Source organism: Ruegeria sp. HKCCA5839 (assembly GCF_013035585.1).
Taxonomy (GTDB): Bacteria; Pseudomonadota; Alphaproteobacteria; order Rhodobacterales; family Rhodobacteraceae; genus Ruegeria.
On the sequence record NZ_WQIE01000001.1, the window covers coordinates 79,558 to 102,434 of the forward strand.

The 22,877-nt window shown below is 58.7% G+C and carries 24 protein-coding genes; 12 read left to right on the forward strand and 12 right to left on the reverse strand.

What is annotated here, in order from left to right; all coding sequences use genetic code 11:
* The first annotated feature begins 28 nt into the window (after positions 1-28).
* From fabG to mltG, 6 genes are all read left to right on the forward strand, one after another.
* Positions 29-766 carry a 3-oxoacyl-[acyl-carrier-protein] reductase gene (gene fabG, locus GOV38_RS00395; protein WP_171130089.1) on the forward strand — a complete coding sequence of 246 codons (738 nt, stop codon included), beginning with the start codon at positions 29-31 and terminating at the stop codon, positions 764-766.
* A 207-nt stretch (positions 767-973) separates the two neighbouring features.
* Positions 974-1,207: an acyl carrier protein gene (locus tag GOV38_RS00400; RefSeq protein WP_008756330.1), complete on the forward strand. Its 234-nt coding sequence runs from the start codon at positions 974-976 to the stop codon at positions 1,205-1,207.
* Positions 1,208-1,347: 140 nt separating this feature from the next.
* Positions 1,348-1,887: a GNAT family N-acetyltransferase gene (locus tag GOV38_RS00405; protein ID WP_171099755.1), complete on the forward strand. Its 540-nt coding sequence runs from the start codon at positions 1,348-1,350 to the stop codon at positions 1,885-1,887.
* Between the two features lie 108 nt (positions 1,888-1,995).
* The gene (locus GOV38_RS00410) at positions 1,996-2,739 is read left to right on the forward strand and encodes a HisA/HisF-related TIM barrel protein (RefSeq protein ID WP_171099753.1); all 744 of its coding nucleotides are present in this window, start codon (positions 1,996-1,998) and stop codon (positions 2,737-2,739) included.
* A gap of 205 nt (positions 2,740-2,944) precedes the next feature.
* The gene (gene fabF, locus GOV38_RS00415) at positions 2,945-4,210 is read left to right on the forward strand and encodes a beta-ketoacyl-ACP synthase II (protein ID WP_171099751.1); all 1,266 of its coding nucleotides are present in this window, start codon (positions 2,945-2,947) and stop codon (positions 4,208-4,210) included.
* The gene (gene mltG / locus GOV38_RS00420) at positions 4,211-5,368 is read left to right on the forward strand and encodes an endolytic transglycosylase MltG (RefSeq protein WP_171207225.1); all 1,158 of its coding nucleotides are present in this window, start codon (positions 4,211-4,213) and stop codon (positions 5,366-5,368) included.
* A 67-nt stretch (positions 5,369-5,435) separates the two neighbouring features.
* On the opposite strand, the gene GOV38_RS00425 is transcribed toward mltG, so the two are convergent.
* The gene (locus tag GOV38_RS00425) at positions 5,436-6,698 is read right to left on the reverse strand and encodes a DEAD/DEAH box helicase (RefSeq protein ID WP_171207226.1); all 1,263 of its coding nucleotides are present in this window, start codon (positions 6,696-6,698) and stop codon (positions 5,436-5,438) included.
* A gap of 326 nt (positions 6,699-7,024) precedes the next feature.
* Here GOV38_RS00425 and GOV38_RS00430 point away from each other — a divergent pair, with 326 nt between their 5' ends.
* The 3 genes from GOV38_RS00430 (at position 7,025) to GOV38_RS00440 (ending at position 10,580) form a co-directional block, all read left to right on the forward strand.
* On the forward strand, positions 7,025-7,903 hold the full coding sequence (locus tag GOV38_RS00430) for a DMT family transporter (RefSeq protein WP_256368624.1): 879 nt from the start codon (positions 7,025-7,027) through the stop codon (positions 7,901-7,903).
* A 383-nt stretch (positions 7,904-8,286) separates the two neighbouring features.
* Entirely contained in the window at positions 8,287-10,275 is a 1,989-nt protein-coding gene (locus tag GOV38_RS00435) for a glycoside hydrolase TIM-barrel-like domain-containing protein (protein WP_371808487.1), read from the forward strand.
* 8 nt (positions 10,276-10,283) lie between these two features.
* Complete coding sequence (locus GOV38_RS00440) at positions 10,284-10,580, forward strand: hypothetical protein (RefSeq protein ID WP_171207229.1); 297 nt, start codon at positions 10,284-10,286, stop codon at positions 10,578-10,580.
* On the opposite strand, the gene GOV38_RS00445 is transcribed toward GOV38_RS00440, so the two are convergent.
* Entirely contained in the window at positions 10,561-10,899 is a 339-nt protein-coding gene (locus tag GOV38_RS00445) for a TraR/DksA C4-type zinc finger protein (protein ID WP_171100146.1), read from the reverse strand. The genes GOV38_RS00440 and GOV38_RS00445 overlap by 20 nt on opposite strands.
* An 84-nt stretch (positions 10,900-10,983) precedes the next feature.
* Here GOV38_RS00445 and cysE point away from each other — a divergent pair, with 84 nt between their 5' ends.
* On the forward strand, positions 10,984-11,793 hold the full coding sequence (gene cysE, locus GOV38_RS00450) for a serine O-acetyltransferase (RefSeq protein ID WP_171207230.1): 810 nt from the start codon (positions 10,984-10,986) through the stop codon (positions 11,791-11,793).
* A 71-nt stretch (positions 11,794-11,864) separates the two neighbouring features.
* Here the strand turns inward: cysE and GOV38_RS00455 are convergent, their stop codons facing one another.
* From GOV38_RS00455 to pgk, 5 genes are all read right to left on the reverse strand, one after another.
* On the reverse strand, positions 11,865-13,178 hold the full coding sequence (locus tag GOV38_RS00455) for a pyruvate dehydrogenase complex dihydrolipoamide acetyltransferase (RefSeq protein ID WP_171207231.1): 1,314 nt from the start codon (positions 13,176-13,178) through the stop codon (positions 11,865-11,867).
* Positions 13,179-13,190: 12 nt separating this feature from the next.
* Positions 13,191-14,564 carry a pyruvate dehydrogenase complex E1 component subunit beta gene (locus tag GOV38_RS00460; RefSeq protein WP_171207232.1) on the reverse strand — a complete coding sequence of 458 codons (1,374 nt, stop codon included), beginning with the start codon at positions 14,562-14,564 and terminating at the stop codon, positions 13,191-13,193.
* Between the two features lie 15 nt (positions 14,565-14,579).
* Positions 14,580-15,569: a pyruvate dehydrogenase (acetyl-transferring) E1 component subunit alpha gene (gene pdhA, locus GOV38_RS00465; protein WP_171099734.1), complete on the reverse strand. Its 990-nt coding sequence runs from the start codon at positions 15,567-15,569 to the stop codon at positions 14,580-14,582.
* Positions 15,570-15,727: 158 nt separating this feature from the next.
* Positions 15,728-16,027 carry a septum formation initiator family protein gene (locus GOV38_RS00470; protein WP_171099732.1) on the reverse strand — a complete coding sequence of 100 codons (300 nt, stop codon included), beginning with the start codon at positions 16,025-16,027 and terminating at the stop codon, positions 15,728-15,730.
* Positions 16,028-16,194: 167 nt separating this feature from the next.
* Complete coding sequence (pgk, locus tag GOV38_RS00475) at positions 16,195-17,385, reverse strand: phosphoglycerate kinase (RefSeq protein WP_171207233.1); 1,191 nt, start codon at positions 17,383-17,385, stop codon at positions 16,195-16,197.
* A 133-nt stretch (positions 17,386-17,518) separates the two neighbouring features.
* Here pgk and GOV38_RS00480 point away from each other — a divergent pair, with 133 nt between their 5' ends.
* Both GOV38_RS00480 and GOV38_RS00485 read left to right on the forward strand, forming a co-directional pair.
* Entirely contained in the window at positions 17,519-18,025 is a 507-nt protein-coding gene (locus tag GOV38_RS00480; RefSeq protein ID WP_171099728.1) for a peptidylprolyl isomerase, read from the forward strand.
* A complete protein-coding gene (locus tag GOV38_RS00485; protein ID WP_171099726.1) occupies positions 18,018-18,566 on the forward strand; it encodes a peptidylprolyl isomerase in 549 nt (182 codons plus the stop codon). The genes GOV38_RS00480 and GOV38_RS00485 overlap by 8 nt, the downstream gene beginning before the upstream one ends.
* Before the next feature lie 82 nt (positions 18,567-18,648).
* Here GOV38_RS00485 and aqpZ read toward each other — a convergent pair whose 3' ends face one another.
* The 5 genes from aqpZ to GOV38_RS00510 form a co-directional block, all read right to left on the reverse strand.
* Positions 18,649-19,338, reverse strand: coding sequence for an aquaporin Z (gene aqpZ, locus GOV38_RS00490; RefSeq protein ID WP_171130071.1), 690 nt, complete (start codon positions 19,336-19,338; stop codon positions 18,649-18,651).
* A 134-nt stretch (positions 19,339-19,472) separates the two neighbouring features.
* Positions 19,473-20,123 carry a hypothetical protein gene (locus tag GOV38_RS00495; protein ID WP_171207234.1) on the reverse strand — a complete coding sequence of 217 codons (651 nt, stop codon included), beginning with the start codon at positions 20,121-20,123 and terminating at the stop codon, positions 19,473-19,475.
* 142 nt (positions 20,124-20,265) lie between these two features.
* Positions 20,266-20,763 (reverse strand): polymer-forming cytoskeletal protein, encoded by a 498-nt coding sequence (locus tag GOV38_RS00500; protein WP_171099720.1) that lies wholly within the window; start codon positions 20,761-20,763, stop codon positions 20,266-20,268.
* Positions 20,753-22,081, reverse strand: a complete 1,329-nt coding sequence (locus tag GOV38_RS00505) for a DUF5930 domain-containing protein (protein ID WP_171207235.1) — start codon at positions 22,079-22,081, stop codon at positions 20,753-20,755. The genes GOV38_RS00500 and GOV38_RS00505 overlap by 11 nt, the downstream gene beginning before the upstream one ends.
* A gap of 320 nt (positions 22,082-22,401) precedes the next feature.
* The gene (locus tag GOV38_RS00510) at positions 22,402-22,863 is read right to left on the reverse strand and encodes a peroxiredoxin (RefSeq protein ID WP_171099716.1); all 462 of its coding nucleotides are present in this window, start codon (positions 22,861-22,863) and stop codon (positions 22,402-22,404) included.
* Positions 22,864-22,877 lie beyond the last annotated feature (14 nt).

A 22,877-nucleotide genomic window follows, 5' to 3' on the forward strand; every position in this document is an offset into this window, starting at 1 on the left:
GACAGGGTGCGCAACGAGGAAGTTTTACATGTTTGATTTGACAGGAAAGAATGCTCTGGTCACCGGCGCGTCAGGCGGTATCGGTGGTGACATCGCGCGTGCTTTGCACGGCGCGGGCGCAACCGTGGGTCTGTCCGGTACACGTGTTGAGCCGTTGCAGGCGCTGGCTGACGAGTTGGGCGAACGCGCTCATGTGCTGCCGTGCAACCTGAGCGATGCCGAGGCTGTTGAGGCGCTGCCGAAACAGGCGATCGAGGCAATGGGGTCGGTCGATATTCTGGTCAACAATGCCGGGATCACGCGGGACAACCTGTTCATGCGCATGTCGGATGAAGACTGGCAAAGCGTGATCAACGTGAACCTGACCTCGACCATGAAGCTGTGCAAAGGCGTGATGCGCGGCATGATGAAGGCCCGTTGGGGGCGGATCATCAACATCTCATCCGTGGTTGGCGCGACCGGGAACCCGGGACAGGCAAACTATGCCGCGTCCAAGGCGGGTATGGTGGGCATGACCAAATCGCTGGCCTATGAGGTTGCCAGCCGAGGAATCACTGCAAATGCGGTGGCGCCCGGTTTCATCACCACCGCCATGACCGACAAGCTGACCGATGACCAGAAAGCTGGTATTCTGGGGCAAGTTCCTGCCGGTCGCATGGGCGATCCGGGCGAAATTGCCGCGGCTGTTCTGTATCTTGCAAGCCCCGAGGCGGGTTATGTCACCGGGACAACCTTGCATGTGAACGGCGGCATGGCCATGTTGTAGGCGCTGCAATTGGCAGGCGCGAAAGCGTTTGCCTTGTGCGTTGTGTATGCTATAGGCGGCGCATCTTAAAAGGGACCGGTTCCGATCGGTTCTTTGTTTTCCCGGGGACCCGGGACCCAAACCGCCCGGAATGGGCAAACCAAGGCCACCCCGCGCGGGCAAGGGCAGAACCGGGCAAACAGCCCTGAAATAGAATGAGGAATAGACATGAGCGACGTCGCAGATCGCGTAAAGAAGATCGTTGTTGAGCACCTGGGTGTTGAAGAAGACAAAGTTGCGGAAAACGCATCCTTCATCGACGATCTGGGCGCAGACAGCTTGGACACTGTTGAGCTGGTTATGGCCTTCGAAGAAGAATTCGGCATCGAGATCCCTGATGACGCGGCTGAAACCATCCAGACCTTTGGCGACGCCGTCAAATTCATCAGCGAAGCTTCCTAAGAGCTTCGGTTCTGAAAAAAGCGGCGCTTCCGGGCAACGGAGGCGCCGTTTTTTTGTGGCCAGACAAATTTCTCTCTTGCATGAGATGTTTACCCTTCGCAACGTATTGTCTGAGGCAGAAAACATAAGCGGGCAAGGGCATGATAAGATCCACCCCGATGATCAACACCGCACGGTTGACGCTGTGCGCGATGCGACCTGAGGACTTTAACCGGTTCGCAGAGATATGGCGCGACCCCAAGGTCGTGTGCCATATCGGCGGCAAACCCAAAACCCGTGGCGAAGCCTGGGAATCGTTCGTGCGCAATGCCGGGCATTGGCAAATGGCAGGGTTTGGACAATGGGCTGTTGTGCTGCAAGCCAACCGGACGCTGATTGGCCAAGCGGGTTTCTTTTATGGGAACCGAGACTTGGGTGAAGATTTCGATACTTTCCCAGAGGCTGGCTGGGTTTTGGCCCAAGAAGGTCAGGGGCAGGGCTTTGGGTTTGAGGCGGCGCAGGCCGCGCATGACTGGTTTGATCGCGTGATTCCCGGCCCGTTGGTGTCCTTGATAGGCAGCAAGAACGAAGCGTCGCTGAAACTGGCGCAGAAACTCGGCTATACATTGATGCGCGAGGCCAAGTATCGCGGAACCGATGTTCACTTGCTCAAGCGGGATCGTCCACCGACGCGACATTGATCGATGCCGCAAAACAGTCCGGGTTTGCCGATCTTGTGAAACCGGAACCCATTTTGAGACTCTATGCTACCGTGGAAATCCAGAGTGATTCAGCGGAGGAAATGAGTCATGATGATCTACCCCACGATGGAGTTGCAGAACGGTCGGTGCGTGACCCTGGACAAGGGGCGGTTGGAAGATGCGTTGATCTGGCATGTGGATCCGGTGGAAACGGTGCGCGGCTGGGCGGCTGCGGGTGCCGAGTGGATGCAACTGACCGATTTTGACGCAATCGAGGGTCGCGATACCAACGCCGCTTTGGTGGAGGAGATCATTCGCTCGGCCGAGATCCCTGTGCAATTGGCCGGAGGAATGCGCACCCGCGAACATGTTGAGCATTGGCTAGATAAAGGTGCAGGCCGGATCGTGATCGGCACCATGGCGGCATGGGAGCCGAATCTGGTGAAGGAATTGGCCAAGCTGTATCCAGACCAGATTGTTCTGGCGGTGGATGTCTGGAAAGGTCGTGTGATGACCGAAGGCTGGCGCAGCCAGAGCGCGTTTACGGCCGAAGCCTTTATCGACGCATTTGCGGATACGCCTTTTGCGGCGATCCTTGTGACAGATATCGACAGCGACATGGAAGATGTCGAGGCGCAGTTGGGGTTGATATCGGGTTTGGCGGCGCAGTCTCGCACACCGGTGATTGCCAGCGGTGTGGTGCGCAGCGCGGATGACATTTCGCGCCTGGCTTATATTCCGAACATTTCCGGGGCAATTGTGGGGCGCGCATTGTTCCGCAAAAAATTGTCATTGGAGGACGCGTTGCGCGTCGCCCGGGGCGCTCATGAGCCGGTGGCTCAGTTCCAGTAAGACTGCGGTGTTCGCCGAGGCGCGCGGTCTGACCTGAGCATGTCAGCGCCAAGCGTTACGACGAGCCCAGCTTGCGTTTCAGTGCGGTCGCCCGGGCAAGTTGCCGTGGCGACCGCATATGCGAATACGCTGATGGTCTTGCCCCCGGACCCCGTGCCGGGGTATGAGCGGTTCTAATAACAGTAAGCAGGCAAGAGGCATATCTATGCGCAGAGTCGTTGTTACCGGCCTTGGATTGGTCACTCCTTTGGCCAGCGGGGTCGAGGAATCCTGGTCGCGGCTGCTGGATGGTGAATCCGGTGCGGGTCCGATCACTCATTTCGACGCGGTTGAAAGCGGCGTCACCACGACCTACGCCTGTGAAGTCCCGCGCGGCGATGGCACCGATGGCACGTTCAATCCTGACGATTGGATGCCACCAAAAGAACAGCGCAAGATCGAAGATTTTATCCTCTATTCCATCGCTGCAGCCGATATGGCGTGTCAGGATGCGAATTGGTTGCCCGAAGATGAAGAGGCGCGGCTGCGCACCGGTGTCTTGATCGGTTCCGGAATTGGTGGTCTGGGATCTATCGCAAACACTGCGAACCTGATCCGCGACAAAGGCCCGCGACGTGTGTCGCCCTTCTTTATTCCCGGCGCGCTGATCAACCTGGCTTCGGGACAGGTATCGATCCGCCACGGCTTCAAGGGGCCGAACCACTCGGTTGTGACAGCCTGTTCGACGGGTGCACATGCGATTGGGGACGCAAGCCGTATCATCCGGGCGGGTGATGCCGACGTCATGATCGCCGGTGGCGGCGAGGGTTGTATCTGCGAAATCGGTATCGCGGGTTTCAACGCCTGTAAGGCGCTTTCGACGAAATATGCCGATGATCCCAAGAAAGCGAGCCGCCCTTATGACGTTGACCGGGACGGCTTTGTCATGGGTGAGGGCGCCGGTATCGTGGTGCTGGAAGACTATGAGCATGCCAAGGCGCGCGGTGCCAAGATTTACGCCGAAGTTCTGGGCTATGGCATGTCTGGGGACGCATATCACATTACTGCCCCATCCGAGGACGGTGACGGCGCCGAACGTTCGATGCGCGCCGCGCTGCGCAGCGCCGGGTTGGAGCCGAAGGATCTGGACTATATCAACGCGCATGGCACGTCGACCATGGCCGATACCATCGAACTGGGTGCGGTCGAGCGTTTGCTAGGCGATCACGCCAGTGAGGCGACCATGACCTCGACAAAGTCAGCAACAGGTCACTTGCTGGGGGCTGCAGGTGCGATTGAGGCCATATTCTCGATCCTCGCGATCCGCGATCAGGTTGCGCCGCCGACAATCAACTTGGAAAACCCTGCCGTGGAAACGCCTATCGATCTGGCACCCAACACCAAGCGTGAGCGCAAGATCGACGTGGCCCTTTCAAACTCGTTCGGCTTTGGCGGGACCAATGCCAGCGTGATCTTCGGAAAGGTCAGCTGAATGTGGCGGGCCCTTGCATCGAACATGTTGACCATCCTTGTGGTTGGCCTGTTCATCATGGGCGGTGTGGTCCTGTGGGGGCAATCGCAATACCGGGCTGAAGGCCCTTTGGAAACCGCGATTTGCCTGCAGGTGCAGCCGGGCTCGAACATGACGCGTGTCAGCCGTGATCTGGAAGATCAGGGCGCGATCAGCAGTGGCACGATCTTCCGCATGGCCGCCGATTACAGCGACAAGTCCCAGCAGTTGAAAGCGGGCAGTTTTCTGGTGCGCGAAGGCGCGTCGATGGAGCAGATCATTGACGAGATCACCAGCTCGGGTGCCAGTACTTGCGGCTCAGAGATCGAGTACCGGATCGGTGTAACACGTATTCAGACCCGCGTGCGCGAGCTTGACCCGGCCACGTTGGATTTCGTCGAGATTGCTGCGTTTGACGCAAGTGATGAACAGATCCCTGATGCCTATACTGAGAAGCGAGACAATGCGGATACGCGGTACCGTGTATCGCTGGCCGAAGGTGTGACGTCGTGGCAGGTTGTGGAAGCGCTCAAGAGCTTTGGGGCGCTGAGTGGCGATATTGCCGAAATCCCACCCGAGGGGATGCTGGCCCCCGACAGCTATGACGTGACGCCAGGCGCGGCGCGCGCAGACGTTTTGCGGGACATGATGGAAGAGCAGCAGCGGCGGATCAACGCGGTCTGGGAGGCCCGTCAAGAAGGGCTGCCGATCTCGAGCCCTGAAGAGATGTTGATCCTGGCCTCGATCATCGAAAAGGAAACCGGCGTGCCGGAAGAACGCGGGCAGGTCGCGAGCGTGTTTGTGAACCGTCTGAACCAAGGGATGCGTCTGCAGACAGACCCTACTGTGATCTATGGTGTCACCAAAGGTCAGGGAACACTGGGTCGCGGGTTGCGGCGTAGTGAACTTAACCGTCCAACCCCTTGGAATACCTATCAGATCGACGGGTTGCCGCCGACCCCGATTGCCAATCCGGGTCTGGCGAGCCTTGAAGCCGCTGTGGCCCCTGATGACACGGATTTCGTGTTCTTCGTGGCGGATGGCACAGGCGGTCACGCGTTTGCCGAGACGTTGCAGGAGCATAACCGCAACGTTGCAAAATGGCGCGAGATCGAAGCCGAACGTAATTCGGGGAACTAAAGCGGTTTGGGTTTAGCCCTGAACGTTTAGAAGAAAAAAAGGCGGGCTGCGGCCCGCCTTTTTTTGTTTATGCTGCTGAACGGCGCCGGGGGCGGCGGCGTCTTTGACTTTGTGATGGTGCAGCACCTGATTTGTTCTGTTGCTTGGGGCCGCGGCGGCGGTTGCCCGGACGACGACCGGGTTTCGCTGGTTCCTCACGCTCGGGCATGGTTCCGCTGGCCACAGGAATTTCGATCTTCATCAGCTTTTGGATCTGGATCAGCTTGTCGATCTCATCACCGGCACAAAACGCTATCGCCTCACCCTCGCGACCTGCGCGTGCGGTACGCCCAATGCGGTGCACATAGTTGTCGGGCACTTCCGGCAAGTCATAGTTGATCACATAGGCTACACCAGGGATGTCGATTCCGCGGGCGGCGACGTCTGTTGCCACCAGAATGGTAACTTCTCCGGCGCGGAAAGCTTTGATGGCGCGATCCCGCTGCCCCTGGCTTTTGTTGCCGTGAATCGAGGCAGCGTTGAACCCGTCAGCGACAAGGCCTTTCATTAGCTTTTCGGCCCCATGCTTGGTCCGCGAGAACACTAGCGTCAGTGCGTCGGGGTCCTGAGACAGGATCTCGCGCAGCTTGCCGGGTTTCTCGGGCTTGGAAACGAAATGGATCGATTGCGTGATCTTGTCGGCTGCTTTGCCCGGAGGTGACACTTGCACCCGCTGCGGGTTATCCAGATAGGCACGGCTGAGCTCTTCCATCTGCTTCGGCATGGTCGCCGAGAACAACATGGTTTGGCGGGGTGTGCCTAGGGCGGGCGCAATGCGACGGAGCGCATGGATAAAGCCCATGTCGAGCATCTGATCCGCCTCATCCAACACCAGATGCCGAACGGAGCCAAGATCAACGGCCCCGCGCTCCATCAGGTCGATCAGACGGCCCGGTGTGGCGACCAGAATGTCCGTGCCACGCGACAGAAACATCACTTGTTTGTTGATCGACTGCCCACCCACAACAGTGGCCACGCGCAGTTTGGTCTTTTGCGTCAGCCCGCGCAGGCTGTCGGCGATCTGGTTCACCAACTCGCGCGTGGGCGCAAGGATCAGTGCCTTGGCTGTCTTTGGTGCCGGTTTGCCGGGCTGCGCCAGCAAATGGTCGATCAGGGGCAGGCCAAAGGCCAGAGTTTTGCCAGTGCCGGTCTGCGCCAGCCCAAGAATATCATGCCCATTCAGAGCCAGCGGGATCGCCTGGTTCTGGATCGGTGTCGGTTGTGTAAGGTTTGCGCGTTTGAGCGCGTCATTCAGTGCGGGCGCAAGGCCCAGCATATCGAAATCGAACAAAAAACTATCCTTCTGCTGCCCAAGGCATCAGGCCACGGGCAAATCGTGATGGGCCGCGTCCGCGACCGACAGGGGTGTACGAGACCTTGGGACAAGCAGGCGGTTCCTGCTTAGCCTGGTCGTCGCGTCAAGAACCCTGCGTGATGGGGAACTATGGGGTTGATCGGGCGCTGGCTGGCTTTTCGGCCTGTGTGCTCACGCTGCAGCGCTGTTTGGTGGCACATGCGCCCTGAAGGGTTGAAAGTCAAGCACTCAATAAGCGCGACGCTTGCGAAGGGCGGGCCTTTGCCAGATACCGGACAGAAGGATTCGCGGGATGGCTGTGTATGCTCAGAGCTTTTGACAGGGCGGATTTGAGAACCGCCAGCATTGCCCTTGTCATCGGGGGAATGATGTGGGGACTCTATTGGATCCCGGTCCGATACTTCGTGAGTCAAGGGCTGAGCGGCGCATGGCCGGGCATCGTCATGTATAGCTCGGCCATTTTGGTTCTGTTGCCGTTTTTGTGGCGGGAACGCAGGTCGTTGCAGCGCGCTTGGCGCAGTCTGATCTTTAGCGGCATGTTTACAGGCGCCGCCTTCAGCCTGTTCACCATCAGTCTGGTTTATACGGATGTCGTCCGCGCCATCCTGCTGTTTTATCTCACTCCGGTCTGGGGAACGATCCTGGGCATGGTGGTGCTAGGCGAGCGACCGGGGCCTTTGCGGCTTTTGGGGCTTGTCTGCGGTCTGGGCGGAATGTTCATCATCTTGGGAGGTGAACAGGGGCTGCCCTGGCCTCGGAATACCGGAGATTGGCTGGCGCTGAACTCGGGCATGACATGGGCCTTTGGAACGCTTGGACTGTACCGTGCTTCGGGCATTTCGGTACGGGGACAGGTCTTTGCCTTTATTCTGGGTGCCTTGATTTTGTCGCTGTGCAGCCTGCCATTTGGGGCTGGGCTTGAAAGAGCGATTGGTGAAGCGGTGCTTCAGGTCGGACCTGTGGCATTGCTTTCGGCGCTTTATACCTTGCCGATGATCTTTCTGACCATCTGGCCTGCGACCTTACTGACACCAGCACGCGTTGGGCTGCTGCTGATGAGCGAGGTGGTTGTTGGCTTGATTTCGGCTGCTTTGTTCTCGGGTGAGCCGTTTGGATTGCGCGAGTTGATCGGAGCCACTTTGATCGTGAGCGCAGCCCTGTTGGAGGTGGTTCGCAGTTGAGGGGCCAATCGTAAACACGGCGCGCGCTGAGTGTTGCAGGGGTGTTGCGTAACACATTGACATTGCGAACTTAATTTGGTATCCCTTATGTCATGCTAGAAGAAGTGGGCAACGGCCCCGGGGAAACCCGGTGGCCGTTTCTCGTTTCTCTCGTGCGGAAAAACTCACGCATGAGGTCACAAGCAAAACATGACTTTGATTACCCCGGAAGAGCGGATTTCTCAGACGGCAGACTTGTTGCAGTCGCTTGAGGCGTCCATTCGCGGTTTGCGCCAGGCAGCGGAAGAACTGCGCAGGCAAATCGGAGCCGGGGAGGATGCAGATCTTGCTGGTTCAGCCAGGCAACTCGGTCAGCTATGCGGCAGGCGAATGCGACAAGTTGGGTGCCGGAGTCCAAGCCAATCTGGTTTGCAGAGCTTGGCTGCGCGGCAATTGACAAAGGCACCAACCAGCCGAACAAATTTTTGGACCCTAAATCATCGGAATCAAAACTGCCCAAGTATTCCAATGGCTTGAGGGACGATTTCATCCAGACACGTTACCTTGAGGCGGTGCTGGGGTATTGGGGGGATCCGGCCAACAACCCGGTTTCATCGCGCTATGGCGCGCCCATGATTGATATGTCCAACGCCTATGTCTGGGCGTGGGACGCGCGGCCCTTTCCCAGCTTTCCAAACCACCGTTCGCTTTGGTCGGATGGGGCGAACTATGCACGCGGCCATTGGCTGAACGGGCGGTCGGGTGCACGCACGCTGGCCTCGGTGGTGACCGAGATCTGTCACAGTGCCGGTGTGACCCATATCGATGTATCGGGTCTTTATGGCGTGGTGCGCGGGTATGCGATGCATGATGTGATGAACGCGCGGCAGGCCTTGCAACCGCTGATGCTGAGCTATGGGTTCGACGCGATCGAACGCGACGGCCTTTTGGTGTTCCGCATGCGCAACGTATTGTCTCCGGTTGGTTTGGATCCTGATCTTCTGGCCATCTCGTCCGATATTGACGGCACAATCGAACACCGCCGCGAGGCTGAGGCCGAGATGAGCGGCCGGGTGCGGCTGAGATTTGTGCAATCGGATGCCAACCATGATGTGGTCGCTGAAGAGGCTGTGTTGCCTGACGACGCAACCCATGCGGTTTCGGTGAACGAGATGCCTCTGTCCCTGACCCGAGGAGAAGGGCGGCAGACGGTCGAGCGCTGGCTGAGCGAATCCCGTGTCTCGCGCGAGACGGCGCGGTTCGCGCTGCCGCCATCGATGCTGCATCTGGGGGCGGGCGATGTGGTCAAACTGCCGGATCGTCAAGATGGCATGCTGTACCGGATCGACAGGCTGGAGCAGGCCGAGATGCAATTGGCCGATCTGGTGCGGATCGAACCCGGCAATTATTCGCCCGCCGAGATCGCCGATGATGTGGTGGCCGAACGGCCCTTTACCGCGCCGGTTCCGGTCTTGCCGGTGTTTTTGGATCTGCCGCTGATCACCGGCGGTGAAGCGCCACACGCGCCGTATCTGGCGGTGTCGGCCAATCCATGGCCCGGCAATGTCGCGGTCTATTCAGCGGCGCAGGACGAGAACTATGCCCTGAGCGAGATCATCGCGGGTCAGGCAGTGATCGGCTTTACCGAAACGCCATTATGGCGCGCAAGCCCCGGGGTCTGGGATCAGGCCGCGCCTTTGCGGGTCAACCTGATCGACGGAGTTCTGGACACACAACCGAGGTCGAGCCTGTTGAACGGGGCCAATCTGGCCGCAATCGGAGATGGCACACCTGGCAATTGGGAAGTGTTCCAATTTGCCGAGGCTGACCTGCAAGATGTCGGCGTATACAACCTGTCGACCCGGTTGCGTGGGCAGTTGGGCACCGATGCGCTGATGCCGGATGTCTGGCCAGCGCGTTCATATTTCGTGTTGCTGGACAGCCGTGTCTATCAAACCGGGCTGACACGCGGTGAGCGACGGCTGACCAAGCACTACCGGATCGGCCCGGCCACGCGCGGCAATGATGACCCGTCTTATTTGCATCTGATCGAAACCTTCGAAGGCAATGGCTTGCGCCCATATCGGCCTGTGCATCTGAAACGCACAGGTTCAGGGGGCGAGGACAGCTTCACCTGGATACGCCGGACCCGTATCGACGGGGACGACTGGGATGGGTTGGATGTGCCTTTGGCAGAAGAGACCGAGAGCTATCTGATCCGAGTTGTTGTCAGTGGCATTGTCATACGCGAAGAGGTCTCTCAAACACCGCACTGGAGCTATACCCCGGCGATGAAAGCGGCTGACGGCGTCGTCGGACCCTTTGAATTCCGTGTGGCGCAGGTGTCTGCCACTTATGGGCCGGGTCCCTTTGCGGCCCTGGTGGTCGGGTAGGTCCGATCATGCGCCCCGTTCTTCACGGAGATGTCAGCGTGGCGGCACGCGCCCTTTTGGCCGTGCCCGCCGCAGATCGAGAGCGACTGTGCGGGCGTATGATCGCCGAAGCCGAAGCTGCGGACCAGCACGTGGCCCAAACGGGGCGCCTGCATCCAGTCTTTGGAAACGGCTCATTGATGGCGGCGGCACGTGGTCGCCACCTTGCGGACGAGCCGGGATTTGACAATCTTAGTTACTGCGCCTGCTTCGAGATGGTCTTGCGGCATCTCATTGGGTTTCACACTAACCTGCGGCGCAGCTGATGCATTTGCTGGCGGCGGGGTCCAGATCCAACCGCCCACGCGCGATGTCTTCACCGCAATCTTCGCAATATCCAAACTCTCCTTCTGCAATTCGCGCAAGCGCGGCCTGTAGTCTGAGGGTTTCCAGATCGCGGCGGCTTTGCTGTGCCTGCGCCATCGCCTGGTTTTGCAGCGCATCCATCCGACTGAGACGCCCAACAGCCTGTTGATCCAGCTCCACAACCGACCGAGCGTCGTTTGTGCCTTCTGTCTGGGCCCGGATTTCTGCCAACAGGGTCCGAATTCGGCCTTTGAAATGCTGAATATCGGCATCATTCATTTTTGTTGCCCTGTCGATCACGGGTTTGCGTTTGGTAATTTTACCACTAAATGGCATTCTAGGCGCAGCAAAAGGACATAAGCCATGTTGGAAAAGCGCAATCACGTCACCACTGTTGACCCGGTCTGGACCAGAATCACTGAAGAAGCTCAGGCTGCGGTCGATAAAGAGCCGCTCATGGGCGGCTTGGTGCATGCCTGTATCCTTCACCACCGCAGCCTTGAACGCGCGCTGTCGTATCGTGTCTCAGCCAAACTGAGCTCGAACGAGATGTCGATGATGGTTCTGCGCGAAATCGTGGATGAAGCCTATGCGGACGAACCGGCGCTGGTCGAAGCTGCGCGGGCCGACCTTATGGCCGTCTACGAACGCGACCCGGCCTGTCATCGCCTGTTGCAGCCAGTTCTTTATTTCAAAGGCTACCAGGCCATGCAGGCCTATCGCGTGGCTCATTGGCTGTGGCGCAAGGGCCGTCATGATCTGGCCTATTTCTTCCAGATGCGTTCGTCTGAGATCTTTGGGATCGACATTCACCCCGCTGCAAAAATTGGCAAAGGTATCATGATCGATCACGCCCACTCCATTGTCATCGGTGAGACCGCGGTGGTGGGTGACAATGTCTCGATGCTGCATTCCGTGACCTTGGGCGGAACCGGAAAAGAAGAAGAACAACGCCATCCCAAGATCGGCGATGGCGTATTGATCGGGGCCGGCGCCAAGGTGCTGGGCAATATCGAAGTTGGCCATTGCAGCCGTATCGCCGCCGGGTCTGTTGTTCTGCAAGAAGTGCCGCCGTGCAAAACAGTGGCGGGGATCCCTGCAAAGATCGTCGGAGAAGCCGGCTGTGATCAGCCGTCAATTTCGATGGATCATATGTTGGGCAAAGATCAATAAGTCGGACTTGAGAAACGTAAAAAGGCCGCCTCGTGGGTTGAGGCGGCCTTTTTTTAAGTGGTTTACTGGGATTACGCCAACATCACCATCGGGTTTTCCAGGTTCTCGACAATGGCCTTGAGCAACTCGGCCCCCAGCGCGCCGTCGATGACGCGGTGATCGACCGACATCGTGACCGACATGACGGTGGCCACGGTCAGCTCTCCATCATCGCCGACCACCGGTTTCTTGACCCCGGTACCCACGGCGAGAATACCGGCATGGGGTGGGTTCACGATGGCGTCGAAATTATCGATGCCGAACATGCCCAGGTTCGAGATTGCAAAGGTGCCGCCCTGATATTCGTGCGGAGCCAGTTTGCGTTCGCGGGCGCGGGCTGCGAGGTCTTTCATCTCGGTCGATAGCGCCGAGAGTGATTTCATATCGGCATCCTGCAACACCGGCGTGAAAAGCCCGCCTTCGATGGCGACGGCCACGGCCACGTCCGAGGGTTTCAGTTGCAGCACCCGGTCGCCTGCCCAAACCGCATTACAGGCCGGAACCTGTTGCAAAGCGTTGGCAACGGCTTTGATGATGAAATCGTTGACGCTCAGCTTGACGCCGCGGCCTTCCAGCTGCTTGTTCAACTGGCTGCGGAACTTGAGCAGCGCGTCCAGTTTGATGTCACGGCGCAGATAGAAATGCGGGATGGTCTGCTTGGCCTCGCCCAGACGTGCGGCAATGGTTTTGCGCATGCCGTCCAGCTGGATTTCCTCGTATTCGCGACCCTCGTACATGCGCGCAACCATATCGGCTGAGGGGCCTGTGGGCGCAGCAGCGGGGGCCGGGGCCGCAGCGGCTGGTGCGGGCGCAGCAGCGGCTGGCGCCGCTGTGGCGCTTTCCACATCGGCTTTGACAATGCGGCCATGCGGGCCTGAGCCGGTGATCTGCGCCAGGTCGAGACCTTTTTGCGCCGCGATCCGACGCGCCAGGGGCGAGGCAAAGATACGGCCACCGTCGGCTTTGACCGGCGCCGCCGGGGCTGGGGCTGCCGGTGCGGCGGGGGCCTCGGACGCCACAGGGGCGGCCTCGTTACCCGCGGCGGCTGCGGGGGCAGCCGCTGGCGCTGCGGCTGGTGCGGCTGCGATGTCATCAGCGCTTTCGCCGTCTTCCAACAGAACCGCGATGGCCGTGTTGACCTTGACGCCTTCCGAGCCTTCGGGGATCAGGATCTTGCCTATGGTGCCTTCATCCACGGCTTCGAATTCCATCGTCGCCTTGTCGGTTTCGATCTCGGCCAGCAGGTCACCGGACGAGACGGTATCGCCTTCCTTGACCAGCCATTTGGCAAGCGTGCCTTCTTCCATCGTCGGCGAAAGGGCGGGCATCAGAATTTCAGTGGGCATCTGTCTCGCTCCTTACCGGTAGGTCACTTGTTTCACGGCTGCAATCACTTCGTCGGTGGTGATCAGGGCCAGTTTTTCGAGGTTTGCGGCGTAAGGCATCGGAACGTCCTTGCCGGTGCAGTTGATGACCGGGGCGTCGAGATAGTCGAACGCCTCTTGCATCACCACCGAGCTGATATAGCTGCCGACTGAGCCTTGCGGCCAGCCTTCTTCGACGGTCACCAGGCGGTTGGTTTTCATCACCGAATTGATGATCGCGCCGGTATCCATCGGGCGGATGGTGCGCAGGTCGATCACTTCGGCGCTGATGCCGTCTTCGGCCAGCTTGTCGGCGGCCTCAAGCGCGTATTGCATGCCGATGCCAAAGCTGACGATCGTCACATCCGAGCCTTCGCGCCAAATGCGGGCCTTTCCCAGCGGGATGGTCAGATCATCCACTTGCGGCATGTCGAAGGACCGGCCGTAGAGGATTTCGTTCTCCAGGAAAACCACCGGGTTCGGATCACGAATTGCGGATTTCAGCAAGCCTTTGGCGTCGGCTGCCGAATAGGGCATGACAACTTTCAGGCCGGGGATCTGCATATACCAAGCGGCATAGTCCTGGCTGTGCTGTGCTGCCACGCGGGCGGCGGCGCCGTTGGGGCCCCGGAACACGATGGGGCAGCCCATCTGACCGCCAGACATATAGAGCGTCTTGGCGGCAGAATTGATGATCTGGTCAATCGCCTGCATAGCGAAGTTGAAGGTCATGAACTCGACAATCGGTTTCAGGCCACCAAAGGCAGAGCCCACAGCGATACCCGCAAAACCATGTTCAGTAATCGGCGTGTCAATCACGCGCTTGGGGCCGAATTCATCCAGCAGGCCCTGGCTGATCTTGTAGGCGCCTTGATATTCGGCGACCTCTTCGCCCATCAGATAGACGTCTTCGTCGCTGCGCATTTCCTCGGCCATCGCGTCGCGCAGGGCTTCGCGGACGGTTTCGGCTTTCATCTCGGCATCAGCGGGCCAATCGGGCGACAAGTCCACAACCGGTGCGGCGGGGGCAGCAGCGGCGGGAGCAGGGGCCTCAACCGCCGCTGAGGCGGCTTCGGTCTCTGCTGCGGCGGCGGGGGCTGCCGCGGGCAGGGCGGAGGCGTCTTCGCCTTCCTCGACCAGGATCGCGATGGGGGTGTTGACCTTGACCCCTTCGCTGCCTTCCGCGATCAGGATCTTGCCGATGATGCCTTCATCAACGGCTTCGAACTCCATCGTCGCCTTGTCGGTTTCGATCTCGGCCATGATGTCGCCCGAGGATACAGTGTCGCCTTCCTTGACCAGCCACTTGGCCAGCGTGCCCTCTTCCATCGTGGGCGAAAGGGCGGGCATGAGAATTTCGGTTGCCATGTCTTAATCGTCCTCTCAGGCGTAAATGTCTGTCCAGAGCTCTTCGACCGAAGGCTCGGGGCTTTCTTTTGAGAATTCGGCGGCCTGATTGACGATCTCTTTGATCTCTTTGTCGATCGCCTTCAGATCCTCTTCGGTCGCGTGTTTGCCAGTTAGAAGCATCTCGCGCACATGTTCGATCGGGTCACTTTGTTCGCGGACCTTCTGAACCTCTTCGCGGGTGCGGTACTTGGCCGGGTCCGACATCGAGTGGCCGCGATAACGGTAGGTCTTGACCTCAAGGATATAGGGGCCCTTGCCCGCGCGGCAGTGAGCAACGGCCTTTTCGCCCGCAGCCTTGACCGCCAGCACATCCATACCATCGACAATCTCGCCGGGGATGCCGAATGCTTCACCGCGCAGGTAAATGTCTTTCGTCGAGGTCGAGCGTGCCTGCGATGTGCCCATGGCGTATTGGTTGTTCTCGATCACGAACACCACCGGCAGATCCCAGATCGCGGCCATGTTGAAGGTCTCATAGACCTGTCCCTGGTTGGCGGCACCATCCCCGAAATAGGTGAAGGTCACACCGCCGTTTTCCTTGTACTTGTCGGCAAAGGCCAGACCGGCCCCCAACGGTACCTGCGCGCCAACGATGCCATGACCACCATAGAAGTGCTTCTCTTTCGAGAACATGTGCATCGAGCCGCCCTTGCCTTTGGACAAGCCGCCCTCGCGCCCGGTCAGTTCGGCCATCACGCCACCCGGATCCATGCCGCAGGCCAGCATATGGCCGTGGTCGCGATAGGATGTGATCCGCTTGTCACCTTCTTTGGCCGCGGCTTCAAGCCCGACAACAACTGCTTCCTGACCGATATACAGGTGACAGAAACCGCCGATCAGGCCCATGCCATAAAGCTGGCCCGCCTTTTCCTCGAATCGCCGGATCAGCAGCATCTCGCGGTAATATGTCGTGAGTTCTTCCGCAGAAACATTTGGTTTCTTTGTGGTTTTTCGCGCAGCCATAGTGGCGATCTCCCCCTCTCGGCAAGATAGTTTAGCGTTAAACTATTTCATAAAGCATTTGGCGCGTGCTGGCGAGGGTAAATGTGACGCATGGTCATTTACGCGAAATTAATGCGCTCTGACGCGCTATGCCATGAGGTCTTACAAGGTGGATGGAACTATTGAATAACGATCTCATCCGCGCGGATCAGGCCCAGAATGGACCGCGCCTGCTGATCCAGCAGATCCAGATCCAGGTAGGTATCTGACAGGCGTAGGGTCAGGTTTTCCATCTTCGCGATTTCGGCGTTCAACTGCGTAAGATCCCGCGACAGCGCGTCCCGTTCGGCAGCGATCTCGACACGGCGGAACAGACCATAGTCACCTTGCACGGCGGCAAAGGTGAAATAGGCGCCCAACATGAAGGCGACCGAGAAGAACAGGACTGCACCCAAACCGGGGCGATGAGAACGGGTCACTAGGGAAACCACCGAATAGAAACTGCCTCGAACATGTGCCCTTAGCGGACATCTGGAAACACTATGTCACAGGTGATTCGGCTTGTGAATCCCCTGTGCTACAAAAACAGGGGCCAAAAACGAGATTGGCAAAGCGCCGCTGACGGGCGCTTTGTGCAAGCTCTGTTTTACTGGTCCAACACCGCGACGCCGGGCAGGGTTTTGCCTTCCATCCACTCCAGGAAGGCACCGCCAGCGGTTGAGATATAGGTGAAATCCGCAGCCGCGCCCGAGGCGTTCAGCGCTGCGACAGTGTCACCACCGCCCGCGACCGAGATCAATTGACCCGAACGGCTCAGTTCAGCCGCTTTCAACGCGGCCGCATTGGTGGCGGCATCAAACGGCGTCAACTCGAACGCGCCCAGGGGGCCGTTCCAGATCAGGGTCTGGCTTTTTGCAAACACCTCAGTGATGGTGGCTACGCTGTCGGGCCCTGCATCCAGGATCATGCTGTCTTCGGGGCATTGATCGGCGGGCAGGACCTGATGCGGGGCGTTGGCCTCGAATGCAGTGGCGACCACCACGTCGCTGGGCAGAACGATCTGACAACCCGCGCTTTGCGCTTTGGCAAGGATCTCGGCCGCTGTGTCCTTCATCGCGGTTTCGGCAAGAGATTTCCCAACACTGATGCCTTGCGCCACCAGAAAGGTGTTGGCCATCCCACCGCCGATGACCAGATAATCGACCTTCTCGATCAGATTGCCCAACAGCTCCAGCTTAGTTGAAACCTTGGCGCCACCCACAACCGCCGTCACGGGGCGTTTGGGAGCGCCCAATGCACCTTCAAGCGCTTGCAACTCGGCCTGCATCAGACGGCCCGCACAGGCGGGCAGCAGGCGGGCAATGGCCTCGGTCGAGCTATGGGCGCGGTGGGCGGCGGAAAAGGCGTCATTGCAATAGACATCGCCCAGCTTGGCTATACCCGCGGCCAGATCGGCGTCGTTTTTGGTTTCTGCCGCGTGATAGCGCGTGTTTTCCAGCAACAGGACCTGACCGGGTTGCAGCACCTCTGCCGCCTGTTCTGCTGCGGGCCCTACGCAATCCTCGGCAAAGACAACGGGCGTGCCAAAGGCCGTCTCAAGCGCGGGCACCAGCTGTTTAAGCGACATCTTGGGCACGCGTTCGCCCTTGGGGCGCCCGAAATGAGCCAGAAGGATCGGCATACCGCCAGCGGCCAGAATATCTTGAACCGTCGGCACAATGCGCTGAATGCGGGTGTCGTCGGTCACAACACCGTCTGAAACCGGTACATTGATGTCGACACGCACCAAAACGCGCTTGCCGTTCAGGTCCATGTCATCCAGTGTCTTCCAGCCCATCCTGCGATCCTCGCTGTTTGCAATCCGTTTAGGCGGTTCTTTTCCTGCTATTTGCCCTCAGGTCAATGCGTCACTTGGCTTTCAGGCGCGCGCGTCATAACTATTTGCCAAGAATAAATGACAGGAGGGCCTCATGGCCGAGATCAAAGACCCCGAAAACACGATCATCATCGAGCTGAAGGATGGCAACGTGACCATTGAGCTTCTGCCCGATGTCGCGCCGCAGCACAGCGCGCGGATGAAGGAACTGGCCCGGGGGGGCGAGTATGACAACGTGGCCTTTCACCGTGTGATTGACGGGTTCATGGCGCAAACCGGCGATGTGCAACACGGCGATATGGAAGACGGCTTTAACCTGCGTATGGCGGGCACCGGCGGTTCGTCGCTGCCAAACGTTCCCGCCGAATTTTCGTCGCTGCCGCATGATCGCGGCACCTTGGGTGCGGCCCGGTCGCAGAACCCCGATTCAGCCAACTCGCAGTTCTTCATCAACTTCAAGGACAACCATTTCCTGAACGGCCAGTACACGGTCTATGGCCGTGTGATTGACGGGATGGAGCATGTGGACGCGATTGTACGCGGAGAGCCGCCGCAAAGCCCCGATCGCATGATCAGCGTGAAAGTGGCTGCCGATGTATAAGCTGGCGGCTGCATTTGCCCTGCTGGCCGGTCCTGCGCTTGCGACCGGTTTGCAGATCGAAATCGAAGGTGAGGGGGCCAATGGCACCGTCACCGTCGACCTGTTCGAAGATCTCGCCCCCCAACATGTGGAACAGATCACCGCACTGGCCGCCGCCGGCCAGTATGACAATGTGGTGTTTCACCGGGTGATCGAAGGTTTCATGGCTCAGACCGGCGATGTGGAACATGGCCGTCTGGGCAGTGATCTGCGCCGCGCAGGTACAGGTGGGTCAGACCGTCCTGACCTGCCCGCCGAGTTCTCGGATTTCAACTTTGACCGAGGCGTTGTGGGCATGGCAAGGGCGCAGGATCCCAACAGCGCCAACTCGCAGTTCTTCATCATGTTCGAGCCGGGGCCGTTCCTGAATGGTCAATACACCGTTATCGGGCAGGTCACCGACGGCATGGACGTGGTTGACGCAATCAAGCGCGGCGATGGACCGAATGGCGCTGTCATAGGCCAGCCGGACGCGATGAAAACGGTCACGGTGACCGAGTAGAAAGACCAAACCCGGCGCTCATGACAGCGCCGGGTTTTTTGAGGCTTTGCGCGGCGGCGTCTGAACCCCGCACTTTTGCAAGTCAGTCTTCAGACGACATCACCTTCCAAATCAGCGCACCTACGGCTCCGCCGATCAGCGGGGCGACCCAAAACAGCCACAGCTGTGCCAATGCGGGACCATCCGCAAAGAGCGCAACGCCGGTCGACCGCGCCGGGTTGACCGAAGTGTTGGTTACTGGGATCGAAATCAGGTGGATCAGCGTCAATGCCAGACCAATAGCGATGGGGGCAAAGCCAGCTGGGGCGCCCTTGGACGTGGCGCCAAGGATGATCAGGATAAAGAATGCGGTCAGCACTATCTCGATCACCAAGGCCGACATCAACGAATACCCTTCGGGCGAGGCCGCGCCATACCCGTTCGAGGCAAACCCTCCAACGCCTTCGAAACCGGGCGCACCGCTGACGATGATATAGAGTACAAGCGCTGCAACAACGGCACCCGCGACCTGCGCAGCCCAGTACGGAAGCAGATCTTTGGCCGGAAAGCGCCCACCGACCATCAGACCCAGACTCACGGCAGGATTGAAATGCCCGCCCGAGATATGGCCAACCGTATAGGCCATGGTTAGGACAGTCAGGCCGAAGGCAAAGGAAACGCCCAGCCAGCCGATGCCCACATCGGCCACACCCGCCGCCAGCACCGCACTCCCGCAGCCCCCCAGAACCAGCCAGAACGTGCCGAAGAACTCGGCCATTAGTTTAGATGACATCAAAATCCCTCCGAAAAACAAACGTCTTATACTCATTCGAATAACATGTTTTTTTACGTTTTGTGAGCGGGGAATCTTTACCGCTCCGGCGTCAGAACCCCACGATAAGACCGCCCGATTTGCGGCACCACGGATCAAACCGCCTTGATCGCCTTAAGCAGCGGTCGGTTGCATCGACCTGACAGAAAAGGAGACACTTCCTCGGTGCCCAGACCACGTCGGTTCAGAAATAGCGCCAGGGCAAAAGCACGCGTGGGTTGGGTCATGTACCCCGACCAGCCGGCGTCATCAGCGCCTTGCAACTGGAACACGCCGAAACCGGCGATGATACATCCCAGATCCGTGGCAAGCTCATGGGCTTCATATCCGCCAGGCACAGCGTCCTCATGGCCGTCCAGCCGGTCGTGCATAAGCTCATGCGCCAGAAGGTTGATGAATTGTAAGGGCCGTTTCAGCAGCGCGGGATCATATCGGATCACCGCTGCACAATCGATGGACTGATGTGTCCCAGCAATCGATGTAGCGGATTCATACGTGTGTCGGTATTCCTCGGGCAACACATCCAGCGGTAACAGGATGACCGGCTTCGTAAGGTGCAACAGGCGTTTGACGTCGTCCAAAATGCGCTCGGCTGTCTCATGATCTTCGCCGCCGGGAGCCGAGAAGAATTCTTTGGTTGGCAGGATGACCTTACGTGGCGGTTCGAAATGTTCATCGAACCAGTCAAAGCAGTCTTCAACCCAAGACCGTAAGTCATCAGAGATCAATTGACGCGACCAAAACACTTTATGTTCCAAATACAATGTCTTGGACTTGTGTCGCGTGTGTCCGCTTGGGCGTCAAGTCGCGAATTTGCGCGGTTGTGCTGCAACGAAAAACGCCGCAGACCTAGGTCCACGGCGTCGATCTTCAGTAAGAGAGGGGGTCCTACTGTTTTACGTCTGCCGCTGCGTTGGCGGCGGCTTTGCCACCGCGACCGGGGTTCAGCGGGTCGTCCTGGCGCTGCACAGATCCTTCGAAATGCGCACCGCTTTCGATCGCGATTGTTTTGTGGATGATGTCACCTTCGACCCGCGCGGTCGAGGTCAGGCGAACCTTCAGGCCGCGCACGCGACCCACGATGCGGCCATTGACCACAACGTCATCGGCGGTCACTTCGCCCTTGATGGTGGCGGTTTCGCCAATGGTCAGCAAATGCGCGCGGATGTCGCCTTCGACAGTGCCTTCAACCTGAATATCACCCGATGTCTTGAGGTTACCGGTGATGTGCAGATCCGAGGACAGCACCGAGGCAGGGGGTTTCGGCTTGGGCGCCGTGCTTGCCTTTGGCTCGGCTGGTGCAGGGGCCGGAGCAGCCGGTGCTGCTGCTTTTTCCGACTCGGCGGCCTTGGTTCCGGGCTCGTTGATTTTGCTCTTAGAAAACATTTCTCGCAGCCTTGATGTAAGTCATTGGGTTTACGGGCTTTCCGTTCACGCGCACCTCATAGTGCAGATGTGTTCCGGTTGACCGTCCAGTGCTACCCATATCAGCTATATGATCCCCGCGCGAGACCCTTTGACCCACCTTGACCCGGATACTTGTGTTATGAGCGTAAAGTGTCTCAATTCCAAAGGCATGGCGAATTCTGACCAGACGGCCAAAGCCCGATTGCCAACCCGCATGTGTGACCACGCCATCGGCCGTAGCGAAGATGTCCGTTCCGGGTGATCCTGCGAAATCCGCCCCATTATGCATACGGCGGCCGCCCGTTTTTGGGTCGCGCCGTGTGCCAAACCCACTGGTATAGCGCACAGCTGCGTTCACGGGGCTGGCGAAAGGGGCTTTCTCGGCGGCGATGCGATAAAGGTTCAACTGATCCATCTGCTGCAGCAGAGTATTCGCGCGGATCTGGTCGGGGGTCAGTTCCGACTCACCGCGCGTGCTGAAGGATAAAGGGGTCAGCGGACCGCCCATACCGCTATATCCGCGCCGGACCTCTTCGATGATACGATCTGTCGGCATCCCGGCCTGGCGGAACATCTTGTCCAGCGGCTCGACCGAAATCACCATTGCCTCTTCCAGCTGGCGGAATATCTCGTCGCTGCGTTCCTGCATCAGACGGATCTCCAGCTCCAGCTCAGCGCGCTGTTCCAACGCGCCCTGTGCATCGGCTGCAATCGCGTCACGCTCAAGTGCGGTGCGCGCAAGCGCGTCGGTCATGAACGCCATCTGCTCTGGGTTTGCGGCGGCCATCATGTAAGGCGCGTCCGCTTCGGTCAGTTGCTGCATTCTGGCCAGCTCAGCGCGCGCCTCTTCGCGCTGTTTCATGGTCGCCCGCAAGGTTGTCTGGATCACCTCAATCCCGGTTTCCAGCTCGCGGCGGCGGTTTTCTGACGCCAGCAGTTCTGACTGCATCGCCGAAACCTGTTCCAGCGCTGCGTTGAACCGATCATGCGCAGCCAGAGCTTCGGCTGCGCGCGCATCGCGTTCTGCAGACAGAACATTCAACCGCTCTTGATAGACGGCCTGATCGCGTTTTGCCTGATCTCGAAAGTTGCCCGACCCGATACTGTCCATCAGCAAGATTGAAGTTGCCACTGCGGTCCAGCCGACCATCACGGCAACGCCAGTTACCGCAATAACCTGTGTTTCGGAACTCAGCCGGATATACCGTGTATCACTGTCGGATTTCAGAAACACCCTGCGTTCAGGAAAAATCCGCTCAAGCAGTGCGTGTAGTTTAATAGCTAGGCGTGTTCGCACGCGTCCTACCCCATTGTCCCCATATTCGGGCTGGTTGTGAGTGAGTGGCCTGCCCTTGGGCAGAGTGCATAATGGGGTGTCGTGTTTTGAGCAAGTTTCTTGACCAAAGAGTCAGCATAAGCGGAAGAATCGTGCTTGAGATCGGCGGGAAATCGCCGAAAATCCGGTATTTGAAGGCTCTGCGGCCGATTGACGACGGGTAAACTCACGATCTCGATCACGCAGATCGTGGCGGCGATAGTTGAAACTCTGAGTATCGATTTGCGCCCCGCCGCAACCTTCTGTGCCGCGGGGCTGTGTCGGGTTTTCGGCCGGTCAGATCACATTTCTTGAACGGCTTGCAGCACCTCATCCACATGGCCGGGCACTTTGACCTTTCGCCACATACGTGCGATTTTTCCATCCTTGTCGATCAGAAAAGTTGACCTTTCAATCCCCATGGATTTGCGCCCATACATGTTCTTTTCGACCCAGACACCATAGTCTTCGCAGACAGTTGATCCGTCATCTGACAGCAGCGGTGTGGTCAAACTGTGCTTGGCGACGAACTTGTCATGTTTCGCCACCGTATCTTTCGAGATGCCGAAAACGTGAGCCCCGGCTTGCTCAAACGCTTCTAACTGCTCTGAAAAACCAATGGATTCCTTGGTGCAGCCCGGCGTATCATCGCGAGGGTAGAAAAATAAAACGACGGCCTTGCCGCGTAGCGCGGACAGGGTTACGTCGCCGCCACCATCGCGCGGCAAAGTGAAGTCAGGGGCAAGATCTGAGACGTCGGGCATTTTATACTCCGGCT